This window comes from Alteromonas aquimaris (assembly GCF_026183695.1).
Taxonomy (GTDB): Bacteria; Pseudomonadota; Gammaproteobacteria; order Enterobacterales; family Alteromonadaceae; genus Alteromonas; species Alteromonas aquimaris.
In genome coordinates, this window is sequence record NZ_JAPFRD010000005.1 from 210,042 (window position 1) to 222,316 (window position 12,275).

Genomic DNA, 12,275 nt, shown 5'->3' on the forward strand with positions numbered 1-12,275 from the left:
CGAGAGGCGTTCAGTCGGCGCAAGCCAAAATGTTGGCTTGCTTTTATCCGCCTTCACCCTTCCACACGCGCCATTTTCAAACCCACCTCACGGTGGGTTTTTTGTTTGTAGTGTGTCGGATTGCCGTGGCGGGGAGAATATACTGCGTATTTTTCTCTCTTGATGGTACTGCTTATGTGACCTTGGCGCTGTGACCAACCCCCTCGTTTCAGTTTTATTAAACCTTCAACATAGGGCCTCGCCCAACATTGTGAAATGAGCTGATCAAACATCAATGTGGTTTGGTATTACTTAACTATCACATAGCCGAACTCGACAGGAATTTCAGGTGTTTCGCTGGCAGTAGTAGAATACACTTTACCATCATCATTGCTGGCCCATAGGGCAACTTTGCCGTTAAAGTTTGGTACCGCGTGAGTGGCAATCAATTTCCACGCTGACTCTGCTACGGCTTCATCTCCTTGTACCAAGGCATACCACCCTAAATATTTATTGCCCTGTTTACTTATTCGTAAATGGATGGTCTCAGGCTCTTTAACGCGCCCATGTTGATTGAGGTTTTCTTCCACGAGATGTGCTTTTCCGCGTAACTCTTTACGAAAAAAAGGGCTACGTCGCACGTTATAGCCATGTGAAAATCCGAAATAACCCACCTCTAAATAGTTGTCAGCATTTTCCCACAGTCCCAAAGATGCGCCATTTTTCTGATGTTGTATTGCCAGGGCTACCTTGGTCTCAACCACAAAGTCCTCCTGTGGCAACGCCTGATTCAAGACAAATACATTCCGCAAGCTGTCGTTAGCTTCGACCTGACTGCCAGGCTGGGTTACAATGAGTAAGGTTTTTTCGCTCGGTTGTAACATCCAGCGATCGTTATCGGGTCTAATAATTCGCCATCGTTCGTTTATACCTTCACCTTCGAATTGTTCGCTTAAAAATAGCTCGCCATTGCGCACCAGGGGCGGTGCAGAAAGCGTATTTACTTCATTTTCCAATTTATCACTAACGGAATATATATCTTCAAGTAGGGCAGACGCTGCCTGGCGGGCTTCAACTAATGCAGACTCACCCCCTTTCGCATGCAATTGTGTTGCATTGGAGACCTGACTTTCGAGTTGCGTTAGTGAGGTAGTAAATTGGTTGAAGCGCGATTGGCATTGGGCGAACCCCCTGTTGTCGGTATCACCCGAGTGCATGACACAGCAGGCTTTTAAATTAACTGCTACTGCTTGCACTTTTTCAGTGAGCTCGGCAATGGGCTGTCTGCCCAGAACAATTTCACCTTGATTTTTCAACACGTGCAGTTTCACGCCCAACTGCATTTCACTTTGCTGAAATATAGCTTCGCAGGCCGAGGCTGCCGGCCGCAGGCTATCGTAGACTAACCATATCACCAGCGCACAAATAAAGGTCAGGGCCACAATTAGGAGTGTGTGGACATTAACATTCTTTGCTTGTGAAGGCGGTGACATGGGAAGCCCCTGCGGTCAAAGGCATTAAATCTGCTTAAAGTGCCGCGTAAACGTAAACTTGCATAAGTATAGCAGTGAACTGGCCTGAACGAGTTTAACCAAACCTGTCTTAGGGCTTGGTTGCTAATTAGCCCCTTACCTTGGTTGAGTTTCCACCAACCACGTGATACTTATAGTTAACTCAATGTGGAAAATTGGTACATCGGACAATGAAATCTGAGACAGTTTCAACACTACTTGTCGAAGCAGCGTCCCTGCTTGCCATCGGCATGGTTTTTGTTTTTTTGTTTCTCGCCTTGTTAATTGCAGCAATCAACCTTATCGCAGCCTTTTGTCGAAAATTTCCCGGTAATTTCCCTGCAGAAAGTTCTTCTGTACCGCTGACAAAGCCACTAGCCACACCTTCTCGTAAAATAGATGACACCACATTGGCTGTTATAGGAGCCGCGGTGCATCAATATAGAAAACAGCATCAGTCTAACGTTAAGGATTAAACATGTCTAAGCCTCTTGGCATCACCGAACTCGTTTTGAGAGACGCCCATCAGTCGTTACTGGCGACACGCTTACGCCTGGAAGATATGCTTCCAATTGCTCAGCAACTGGATGAAATTGGCTATTGGTCTGTTGAATCATGGGGAGGCGCCACATTTGATGCATGTATACGGTATTTGGGAGAAGATCCGTGGGAACGGATCAGGGCAATAAAAAAGGCCATGCCTAACACGCGTCAACAAATGCTTTTGCGCGGCCAGAACTTGTTAGGGTATCGCCACTATGCCGATGATGTGGTGGAAAAGTTTGTTGAACGAGCCCACAAAAATGGTGTAGACGTGTTTCGCATCTTTGATGCGATGAATGATGTGAGGAATTTAGCCACCGCGATAAAAGCAACCTTAGCTTGCGGAGCTCACGCACAGGGCACGTTAGCCTATACCGTCAGTCCAGTACACAACCTGGATAGCTGGTTAACCATGGCGAAGCAATTAGAGGATCTGGGCGCCCACTCAATTTGTATCAAAGATATGGCTGGTTTGCTCAACCCTTATACATGTGAAGAATTGATCAAGGGGCTGAAAGAAACCGTCTCTGTTCCTATCGCCATGCAATGTCATGCTACGACAGGATTAAGCACGGCAACTTATCAAAAAGCAATTGATGCAGACATTGATATGCTCGACACCGCCATCTCGCCAATGAGCATGACCTATGGCCACACAGCTACTGAAACTATCGTTTCAATTGTTGAAAATACGCCTCGGGATACTGGTATTAAACTTAGCCAGTTAGAACCTGTGGCGGATTACTTTAGGAAGATCCGTAAAAAATACCACCAATTTGAAGGTAGCTTAAAAGGCGTTGATGCACGCATCTTAACCGCCCAGGTGCCTGGGGGCATGTTGACGAATATGGAAAATCAACTTAAAGAGCAAAACGCGCTGGATAAGTTTGATGAAGTCTTAAAAGAGATCCCGAAGGTACGGGAGGACTTAGGTTTCATACCCCTAGTGACACCCACATCACAAATTGTTGGCACCCAGGCCGTTATCAACGTGCTTACTGATGAGCGCTATAAAAGTATCTCCAAAGAAACTGCCGGCGTATTAAAAGGTGAATATGGCGCAACGGCTGCACCAGTGAATAAGTCGCTTCAACAACGCGTACTAGACGGTAACGAGCCAATAACTTGTCGGCCGGCCGATTTGTTGAAACCCGAAATGGACTCACTGACCGAGGAGTTGTCCCAACTAGCTGAAGAACAATCGATTTCACTTGCAAATGATGTTGTGGATGATGTACTGACATATGCGCTGTTTCCACAAATAGGATTAAAATATTTACAAAACCGTGGCAACGCCGATGCGTTTGAGCCTGCCCCTGGGGAATCACAGACCCAAAGCAATAAATCCGCAACCAGTGACATTGAGAATCAGTCTGAGAGTAATCCTACTGAGGCCTACGACGTAGTAGTAGAAGGAAAATCATATCATGTCGAAGTCAGTCCCGCCGGCACCATTAACTCAGCAGCACTGAAACAGCAAACCAAGGCGCCTCAAGACACGTCGTCTAAACCCGACTCTGCTATATCAAACACCATAAACGCACCTCTTTCAGGAAATGTGTTTAAAGTATTGGTCAGTACAGGGCAAAAAGTGGCTGATGGTGACGTGGTCATCATCTTAGAAGCGATGAAAATGGAAACGGAGATTCGCTCAGCGCACACAGGCACGGTAACAAATGTGCTGGTTTCAGAAGGTGACTCTGTAAAGAGTGGGCAGCAACTTATAGAGCTGGGCTGATAAATGGATAAATTTGACGTTTTATGGCAGAGCACTGCCCTGGCTCACTTTACCCTAGGGCAGATGGCAATGATGCTGGTCGGCTTGTTGCTGCTGTATTTAGCGATCGTAAAGAAATTCGAGCCACTGCTTTTACTTCCCATTGGCTTCGGCGCCTTATTAACCAATATCCCGTTAGCCGGATTTTCTCAGGCGGGAGGGATACTCTTCTATATCTATGAGGTCGGTATTGATACCGGCGTTTTTCCCTTGCTTATTTTCATGGGAGTAGGGGCGATGACAGACTTCGGCGCTCTCATCGCTAACCCGAGAATGTTGCTGCTGGGGGCGGCAGCTCAATTTGGAATTTTTGCGACTCTGTTTGGCGCTATTGCGCTCAATTGGGTACCGGGCTTTTCCTTTTCCTTACAAGATGCTAGCGCCATTGCGATTATTGGCGGAGCAGATGGTCCAACCGCCATTTTTCTTGCTTCCAAGTTAGCGCCGGAATTACTTGGTGCTATTGCCGTGGCGGCTTATTCATATATGGCTTTAGTCCCCATTATTCAGCCCCCCATTATGAAAGCGTTGACGACGCCTGAAGAACGAAAAATAGAGATGGAACAGCTGCGCGAAGTCAGTCAGCGAGAAAAAATAATATTTCCCATAGCAGTATTACTCCTTACTATTTTATTTTTGCCAGCGGCAACTCCTTTAGTGGGAATGTTTTGTTTAGGCAATTTGATGCGAGAATGTGGCGTGGTAGAACGGCTAAACAAAACCGCACAAAATGAGCTTATCAATATCGTTACTATTTTTCTCGGCTTAGCAGTCGGCTCAAAATTGTCAGCTGATAAGTTTCTTACCGTCGAAACTTTGGGAATACTGGCGTTAGGCGCCATCGCGTTTGGTATTGGCACCGCCACAGGCGTGCTGATGGCGAAACTAATGAGTCGCGTGAGTAGTCGGAAAATAAACCCGCTAATTGGCGCGGCTGGTGTGTCTGCTGTTCCTATGGCCGCCAGAGTCGTAAATAAGGTCGGCTTGGAAGCCAATCCGCATAACTTTTTACTGATGCATGCAATGGGTCCCAACGTGGCGGGTGTGTTGGGGTCGGCGGTAGCGGCTGGCGTTTTGCTAGCGCTAGTAGGCTAACGAAGGGTCTGTTGGGGGACCAGCGACTGATAAGATAATATCAGTTTTTTGGTCGTTTCATGCTGAGGCCATCGAAAGATGGTCTCAGTTTTGCCCGATTCCACGATTTGACCATTTTCCATTACGATAATTCTGTCGGCCAAATGTCGCACAATACCAAGATTGTGGGAGATGAAAATAAACGCCAGGCCCATCTCACTTTGCAACTTTAAAATAAGATTTACGGTTTGGGAACGCACGGATGGATCCAGGGCTGCGAAGGGCTCATCTGCGACGAGTACTTTCGGTTGCAGGATCAGCGCGCGCGCAAGCGCCACCCGTTGCTGCTGACCATCCGATAACATATGGCGATAAAAATAAACATGTTCACGCAATAGGCCGACTTTAATCAACACGTCTTCAACTAATTGACGGCGCTCTTTTTCATTATGTGAGGTGTTAAGGCGTAATGGCTCATCAAGAATTTTGCCAACAGGCAAGCCAGGATTCATCGCTTCCCCACTAAACTGAAAAATCATTCGAACATCATGGCTGATTTGCGTTGATTGAACGCCCTGGGGTGCATACTGGTTATTTAATGTGATTTGACCGCTATCCGCTTTTAACGCCCCTACCAACAACTTAGCTAAAAGTGACTTACCTGCTCTGTTTTCCCCGATAATCGCTATGGTTTCCCCTCGTTTCACGTCAAGATCGATTGGGCCTAGCTCAAAAATCTCAGGTTTTTTAAGCCAATTTTTTTTATTGCTATGTTTAAAGTGAAGTTGACTGACTTTTAATAGTTCGCTCATAGCTTATCCATATGCAACGGAAAATGGCAGCTATAGGTATGATCATGTACCTTTCTTACTGCAGGGGTAACCACACACTGTTTTTGAGCACGTGGACACCTTGGACCTAGCCTGCACCCTATGGGAACATGCTGCAGAGTAGGTATGGTGCCATCCAGAGTGGGCAGATATGACTTTGGCGGTAAGTCATTTCGGAAACTGGGGGCACTGTCCAGCAAGGCTTTTGTATAAGGGTGTAGCGGACGTTTTCTAATGTGTTTCATCTGTCCTGATTCAACTGTCTGCCCGCAATAGAGCACCGTCATGGTGTGCGCCATACTGGCAATCGCTAGCAAGTCGTGACTAACGAATAATATGGATAGCGATTTAGTCTGGTTTAGTCTGGCAAGTAGTTTAAGTACTTTGGTCTTCGTGGTGGTTTCCATTCCGCGGGTCGGATCATCTGCGATCAATAAATCAGGTTGCGATACCAGAGCCATGGCAATCATAAATTTCTGCCCAATGTCAGAGGAAATCTGATGGGGAAACGCATTTAAGTAATGCTCGTGATTTTTAATGCCTACCTTGTGAACTAACCCGATTGCGGTACGTCTGCGGGATTGTTTACGCTGCCAGAATAATTTGCCTTCAACCAGTTCATTGGGAATACTTTCTTCAAGCTGCTCGCCGAGGGTGGTTGAGGGGTCCATGGCGGCAATGGGATGTTGAAACACTACGGCAATATCGCGGCGCATTATTTCTCTGCGTTCATCTGCGCGCATGGACAATAAATTTTCGCCCTTCCAGGTCATCCTGTCTGCCGTGATATGCCATTGTGGAGGTAATGCCCCTGAAATAGCCGAGACGATAAGACTCTTGCCCGATCCCGATTCTCCTACTAGAGCTCTTATCTCACCGCTGTTAATTGACAGGTTGACGCGGTCTAACGCCTTGACACGGGTTCCGCCGGTTTCCATTTCCAGGGTAAGGTTCTTGATGTCTAAGATTGGCATTATTGTGTCAACCTCTTTCTAAGTGCTGAGCGTAAACCGTCTCCCACAATATTAATGGCAAGTACAATCAAAAATATGGTGAGACCGGGTAACGCCACTGTCCACGGCGCCGCATAAGCTACTTCCATACCATCTGCCAGCATTGCACCGAGTTCGGGAAGTGGAGGACGCGCGCCCAAATTAAGAAAGCCTAACGCGGACACGTCAATAACAGCAATAGACAAAGCAATGGTGCCTTGCACCACTAACATCTCAATCATATTGGGCAAAATGGAGTAAAAGAAAAGCTGGAAATGGTTCGCGCCATCTAACTTTGACGCTAACACATACTCCTTTTTCATCTCAGTGCGCACTAACGACCGCGTATGGTGAACGAATTGCGGAGTCAGGGCGAGGGTAATTGCCCACATACTGTTAACTAAACCCGTTCCCAGAATGGCAACTATGACTATGGCGATCAGCAGAGTAGGTATCGCCATTAGGGCGTCAAAAAGATGATTAACTACACTGGAGCGGACGCCCTGCAGCATCCCCGCGATAGTGCCAATTGCTACTCCCACTATCATGGCTAACAAAACAAGCAAGATACTGCTACCCAGGGTTACCCGACAACCATAAACTATTCGAGAAAAGAGGTCTCTACCTAATGCATCAGTGCCAAATAGATGAGAAATTGTACCGTTTACATTCCAGCTTGGTGGGATGAAAAGCGCATTAACGTTTTGCTGCAAAGGATCGTAGGGGGCGAGCAAAGGAGCAAATATTGCGAATATGAGGAAAAATATTAAAATCATTAACCCCAGTGAGGCGATGTGACTGGAGCGAAATTCCCGCCAGGTTTTCTGCCATGGCGAGGGATGAAATTCTTCTTGATAAAGACTAAATTGTGCCACGTTCGAACTTTTCCCTACTCGGATCGATCAGTCGATTGAGGATATCAATTAAAACGGTCAAGGTGATCACCATGGTTGAAACCGCAAGCACGCCTATACGTAAGGCAGGATAGTCCCGCTGATTAATGGCGTTAATTAACCAATTACCGATACCTGGCCAGGAAAATAATGTCTCTACAATCATCGCATTGGTGATCAGTGTGGTCACTTGTATAGCCATAAGCGGTAATATCGCAAGTAATGCATTACGCAGAATATGGCGCATAAAAATTTGACGATTACTCAGTCCTCGAGAGCGTGCTGCTGTAATAAAGGGGCTATTCATCACATCAATAACAGAGCGTCGGGTTATCCTGATCATCGCTGCGGTGCTTATCAGCCCTATTGCCATGGTGGGTAAAACCAGATGTCTGGCAGCATCTATCAGCGCAAGCCCGTGATTGATGTTTTTAGCCAACAGAATATCAATTAAGATAAACCCGGTAACATTTGGAATTTCAAACAATAAGCTTATACGGCCTGACAAGGGAGCGATACCGGCTTCCAGACTAAAAAGCATAATAAAAATCAGTGCGAGCCAAAAAACGGGGAAGGAATAGCTAAATATACTGGCAGTATTTATCGCATAGTCCGAAACAGTGTAACTTTTAAGGCCCGCGTAGCATCCCACAGGAACGCCTATGAGCAAAGCCATTACCATGGCGTAGGTACTCAATTCAAACGTGGCAGGCATCGCGATCCCAATTTCCTCTCGCAAAGGTTGTCCAGATATAAAGCTATAGCCCCAGTTTCCGAGAAATAATTGTTGTAAATAATGATAAAACTGAATCGGATAGGACTGGTCCAGTTTGAACTGTCTAATTAATGCCTCGCGCTGAATATCATTTTGCGGCACTAAACCCGTTAGATTGGTTAACGGATCGCCTGGGAATAGATAAATTAGGGCAAACGACAGAACAGCTAGCACCAATAGCGTCAGGGTAAATAGAATGGTGTATCGCGACAAGGCATTAATCACAGCTTTTTCTCAACCCCTGAAAAGTTTATTCCACCGTATGGGTTAATCGTCATTCCCGATAAACTTGCATTATGTGCTTGGTAGCGAAACGCGTGTGCAAGGGGGACGAGTGGTAACTGTTCGTACAAAAGGCTATTCACTTGTTGATAAATTTGTTTGCGCTGTTCGATATCTTCTGTCTTGAGTGCGGCATTAATAAGTTGATCATATTTTCGGTTACACCACATGGCTCGGTTGGTGCCAGAAGGGATTGCACCACAGCTTAGTAAAGGCCGATAGAAATTATCAGGGTCGCCGCTGTCCGCTGACCAGCCTATTAACACTGAGTCGTGTAATCCTTCGCGCAAGTGACGCCGAAAGGTGGTCCAATCATAGGTCACTATTTCTGCTCTTATGCCGACATCCGCCAGGTAACGTTGCATCAGTTCGGCCATTTTCGCTGCATTGGGATTATACGCCCGCTCCACCGGCATCGCCCATATGGTCATTCTGAAGCCTTCAGGTACACCGGCGTCATTGAGAAGCTTACGTGCGAGTACCGGGTTGTAGGCAGTGTCGTCCGCATCTCGTTGGTGTGCCCAGCTCGCGGTGGGAAGTAATGTTTTGGCGCGTACCGCACTATCGAAATAAACCGCTTCAAGTAAGGTATTTTTATCAATTGCAAACGCTAAGGCTCGTCGTACATCGGGATTATCAAAAGGTTTTTTCTGCGTATTGAAGGCCCAGAAACCTATATTTAACCCCGGTTTTTCAGCTAGTTCCAATTGATCGCGCTGGCGAATGACTTCAACCTCAGTCTGTCCAGGAAAAGCAATAGCGTCACACTCTCCAGTTATTAACTTAGCTAATCGTAGCGAGCTTTTGGGAGTAATGTCATAAATTAACCGTTCGCTGAGAGGTACATCACGCCAGAAATCTTCATGTCGCTTATAACGGATATAATGGTCTTTACGATAACTTTGAAATTTAAACGGGCCGGTGCCTATAGGATAGTGATCAATCCTTTCGGGTATCCCTTTTTCCATTAGTTGTTTTGCGTACTCTTCAGACAGAATAACGGAGAAGTCGGTGGCCAGGTTGGCTAAAAAGGAACTATCACGATTTATTAGTGTTATCCGCACCCGATAGCTATTGATGCGCGTGACTTCCTGGATATTGTCTGCAATACCAAGACTTTCAAAATACGCATATCTTCCACCCGATACATTATGATAGGGGTGAGAAGGTAAACGCCAGCGGTCGATACTGAAGATCACATCATCTGCATTAAACGTACGCGTCGGGGAAAAATAGTCGGTGGTGTGAAACGCTACTCCTTTGCGTAATTGAAATTCATAACTCAGACCATTGTCTGAAACCATCCAGCTACTAGCTAAGCTGGCTTCGATTCGACCCGTGTCAGGATTAAAATCAAGCAGCCTTCCATAAATCTGATGAGAAGAAGCGTCAGAGGTGGTGCCTGACGTATCAAGCTGGGGGTTAAAATTAATAGGGTTGCTTTCAGAGCAGTAAATGATGCCAGAGCGATAAAAAGCGTCCTGATTGCTTTGGGTACATCCGCTTATTACGATTGCGGCGACCACAGAAAATAAGACTGGAAAGAACGTTCTGACAGGTGACATATATTATTCGGCAGCCTCTTGAGCAGTATCCAGCAAATTATATTTTTTCAAATATCCTCTTAATTGATGATAGGTTAGGCTAAGTTTCTCGGCAGTCCGCTTTTGATTAAATTGACTATCTGCCAATGCTTGCTTGATCATATCAATTTCAAATTGCTGGGAGCGTTCCTTTAAATCTATAGGGTAGTCTATTCTTTCCGACTTTCGCTGCTCTACCTGATTAATACTATTGTCTGTAGGCTGTATCTCGATATCACTTTCCGCCGCATTACCACTAACCGGCGCACTGCGATCTAACGTTTTGATGCGCGAGGTTGGTCGAAAGACAGATTCAAATGGGTCCAACACAATTTGATGAACGGGCAGGTGAGGGTTGTTACAGCGGTAAACGGCCCTTTCTACCACGTTCTTCAACTCCCGTATGTTTCCAGGCCAATGATAATTGAGTAGCGTCTGTTTAGCTTTCTCGGTAAACCCGCTAAACAATTCCATTTCTAACTCCCGTGCCATGTTAATCGCAAAGGTTTCTGCCAGTAACATGATGTCCTCACGTCGTTCGCGCAAGGGGGGGATGGTAATAACGTCAAAGGCTAAGCGATCCAGTAAATCGGCACGAAATTCTCCCGCATCGGCTAAGGCCGGAAGATCTTCATTTGTCGCGGCGATTAGTCTCACATCGGTTTTTAGTGTTTTGGAACCCCCAACCCGTTCGAACTCTCCATACTCAATAACGCGTAGTAATTTTTCCTGAACCAAGCCAGACGTGTTTGCAAGCTCATCCAAAAATAACGTGCCATTATGTGCGACCTCGAAGCGCCCTTCCCGACGTTTAGCTGCGCCAGTAAACGCACCAGCTTCATAGCCAAACAATTCACTTTCCAGTAAGTTCTCATTCAAGGCTGCGCAGTTAAGTTTAATGTAGTTTTGGTCCCATCGTTGCGACAAGTAATGCAAGCGGGCAGCGATTAATTCCTTCCCCGTTCCGCGCTCGCCTATGATCAATACTGGTTTATTTAGAGGTGCAATCTGAGATATTTGCTCTAATACTTCTAAAAAACTGTTCGCTTGGCCTAGCAGATTATCTTGTTGACGATAGCGGCTCATTAACTTCCTCAATTGTTAGCGAAATCGACCAATTAGTAGTGTACTTTAAAATCAGTTCTATAACGAATATTATTTTCTTATTATAAAACCTAATTATTCCAATGGCTTAACTGGATATCAATTATTGGCAAGCATATTGAATACATCTACAGCAAAGGTAAAAACAGATGCGGTAACGCATTCCATTGGTACGAGATTGAGGTAATTATTATGGGTATCTTCTCGCGTTTCACTGATATAGTGAATTCAAATATTAACGCTTTGCTGGATAAAGCTGAAGATCCAGAAAAAATGGTTCGTCTCATTATTCAAGAGATGGAAGATACGTTAGTAGAGGTACGTTCAACTTCTGCTAAAACGTTAGCCAGTAAAAAGGAAATCGCCGCGCAAATTGCCAAGTACCAATCCGAATCACAAGATTGGGGCGCGAAGGCAGAATTGGCATTAAGCAAAGATCGTGAAGATCTGGCCCGCGCGGCCTTGCAAGAAAAGAAAAAATGCAGCGAAGCATCAGCGACGCTGGAAAAAGAGTTAAGTATTGTTGATGAACAAATCAATAAGCTACAAGATGAAATTGGTCAGCTGCAAGACAAGCTGGCGGATGCTAAAGCTCGCCAGAAAACCATTATCATGCGTCAGAAAACGGCCAATTCCCGCCTGGACGTGAAAAGGACGCTGGACAGTAATAAAGTTGATGCGGCAATGGGACGCTTTGAGCAGTATGAACGTAAAATAGATGATCTGGAGTCTCAAGTTGAAGCTTATGATCTGGGTAAGAAAACGCTTCAGGACGAGTTTGCCGAATTGGCATCAGATGAAAAGATTGATGAAGAGTTAGCCGCCTTAAAAGCGAAAGTGCAAAAGTCTTCAAAACCGGCGAAAACGTCGAAAAGCAAGTAATATATATAAGTGTGCTTCGCGTTGCGAAGCACGTATAAAAGTAGATTCAC

Annotated in this window: 11 protein-coding genes; 4 read left to right on the forward strand and 7 right to left on the reverse strand. The window is 45.7% G+C overall.

The window, feature by feature from the left end; translation table 11 throughout:
- Nucleotides 1-287: 287 nt before the first annotated feature.
- Entirely contained in the window at nucleotides 288-1,472 is a 1,185-nt protein-coding gene (locus OPS25_RS03965) for a beta-xylosidase family glycoside hydrolase (RefSeq protein ID WP_265616361.1), read from the reverse strand.
- 209 nt (nucleotides 1,473-1,681) lie between these two features.
- On the opposite strand from OPS25_RS03965, the gene OPS25_RS03970 reads away from it, so the two are divergent.
- The 3 genes from OPS25_RS03970 to OPS25_RS03980 are packed head-to-tail and all read left to right on the forward strand — an operon-like array spanning nucleotide 1,682 to nucleotide 4,905.
- A complete protein-coding gene (locus tag OPS25_RS03970; RefSeq protein WP_265616362.1) occupies nucleotides 1,682-1,966 on the forward strand; it encodes an OadG family protein in 285 nt (94 codons plus the stop codon).
- Between the two features lie 2 nt (nucleotides 1,967-1,968).
- Nucleotides 1,969-3,771: a sodium-extruding oxaloacetate decarboxylase subunit alpha gene (oadA, locus tag OPS25_RS03975; protein ID WP_265616363.1), complete on the forward strand. Its 1,803-nt coding sequence runs from the start codon at nucleotides 1,969-1,971 to the stop codon at nucleotides 3,769-3,771.
- A 3-nt stretch (nucleotides 3,772-3,774) separates the two neighbouring features.
- Nucleotides 3,775-4,905 (forward strand): sodium ion-translocating decarboxylase subunit beta, encoded by a 1,131-nt coding sequence (locus OPS25_RS03980; protein ID WP_265616364.1) that lies wholly within the window; start codon nucleotides 3,775-3,777, stop codon nucleotides 4,903-4,905.
- Here the strand turns inward: OPS25_RS03980 and OPS25_RS03985 are convergent.
- Genes OPS25_RS03985 through pspF form a run of 6 tightly spaced genes read right to left on the reverse strand, consistent with a single transcriptional unit; the run spans nucleotide 4,902 to nucleotide 11,325 of the window.
- Entirely contained in the window at nucleotides 4,902-5,696 is a 795-nt protein-coding gene (locus OPS25_RS03985) for an ATP-binding cassette domain-containing protein (protein ID WP_265616365.1), read from the reverse strand. The genes OPS25_RS03980 and OPS25_RS03985 overlap by 4 nt on opposite strands.
- On the reverse strand, nucleotides 5,693-6,688 hold the full coding sequence (locus OPS25_RS03990) for a peptide ABC transporter ATP-binding protein (RefSeq protein ID WP_265616366.1): 996 nt from the start codon (nucleotides 6,686-6,688) through the stop codon (nucleotides 5,693-5,695). Before OPS25_RS03990 ends, OPS25_RS03985 begins: the two co-directional genes overlap by 4 nt.
- On the reverse strand, nucleotides 6,688-7,581 hold the full coding sequence (locus OPS25_RS03995; RefSeq protein WP_265616367.1) for an ABC transporter permease subunit: 894 nt from the start codon (nucleotides 7,579-7,581) through the stop codon (nucleotides 6,688-6,690). Before OPS25_RS03995 ends, OPS25_RS03990 begins: the two co-directional genes overlap by 1 nt.
- Nucleotides 7,568-8,599, reverse strand: a complete 1,032-nt coding sequence (locus OPS25_RS04000) for an ABC transporter permease subunit (RefSeq protein ID WP_407080209.1) — start codon at nucleotides 8,597-8,599, stop codon at nucleotides 7,568-7,570. Before OPS25_RS04000 ends, OPS25_RS03995 begins: the two co-directional genes overlap by 14 nt.
- Entirely contained in the window at nucleotides 8,596-10,221 is a 1,626-nt protein-coding gene (locus tag OPS25_RS04005) for an ABC transporter substrate-binding protein (RefSeq protein ID WP_265616368.1), read from the reverse strand. The genes OPS25_RS04000 and OPS25_RS04005 overlap by 4 nt, the downstream gene beginning before the upstream one ends.
- 3 nt (nucleotides 10,222-10,224) lie before the next feature.
- Entirely contained in the window at nucleotides 10,225-11,325 is a 1,101-nt protein-coding gene (pspF, locus tag OPS25_RS04010; protein ID WP_265616369.1) for a phage shock protein operon transcriptional activator, read from the reverse strand.
- Between the two features lie 210 nt (nucleotides 11,326-11,535).
- Between pspF and pspA the strand changes: the two genes are divergently transcribed.
- Nucleotides 11,536-12,225, forward strand: a complete 690-nt coding sequence (gene pspA / locus OPS25_RS04015) for a phage shock protein PspA (protein ID WP_265616370.1) — start codon at nucleotides 11,536-11,538, stop codon at nucleotides 12,223-12,225.
- Nucleotides 12,226-12,275 lie beyond the last annotated feature (50 nt).

Bases quoted from the DNA above. Each gene is read 5' to 3' on its own strand.
- OPS25_RS03990 (WP_265616366.1), bottom strand. From the start codon at position 6,688: ATGCCAATCTTAGACATCAAGAACCTTACCCTGGAAATGGAAACCGGC.
- OPS25_RS04005 (WP_265616368.1), bottom strand. From the start codon at position 10,221: ATGTCACCTGTCAGAACGTTCTTTCCAGTCTTATTTTCTGTGGTCGCC.
- oadA (WP_265616363.1), top strand. From the start codon at position 1,969: ATGTCTAAGCCTCTTGGCATCACCGAACTCGTTTTGAGAGACGCCCAT.
- pspF (WP_265616369.1), bottom strand. From the start codon at position 11,325: ATGAGCCGCTATCGTCAACAAGATAATCTGCTAGGCCAAGCGAACAGT.
- pspA (WP_265616370.1), top strand. From the start codon at position 11,536: ATGGGTATCTTCTCGCGTTTCACTGATATAGTGAATTCAAATATTAAC.
- OPS25_RS03985 (WP_265616365.1), bottom strand. From the start codon at position 5,696: ATGAGCGAACTATTAAAAGTCAGTCAACTTCACTTTAAACATAGCAAT.
- OPS25_RS03965 (WP_265616361.1), bottom strand. From the start codon at position 1,472: ATGTCACCGCCTTCACAAGCAAAGAATGTTAATGTCCACACACTCCTA.
- OPS25_RS03980 (WP_265616364.1), top strand. From the start codon at position 3,775: ATGGATAAATTTGACGTTTTATGGCAGAGCACTGCCCTGGCTCACTTT.
- OPS25_RS03970 (WP_265616362.1), top strand. From the start codon at position 1,682: ATGAAATCTGAGACAGTTTCAACACTACTTGTCGAAGCAGCGTCCCTG.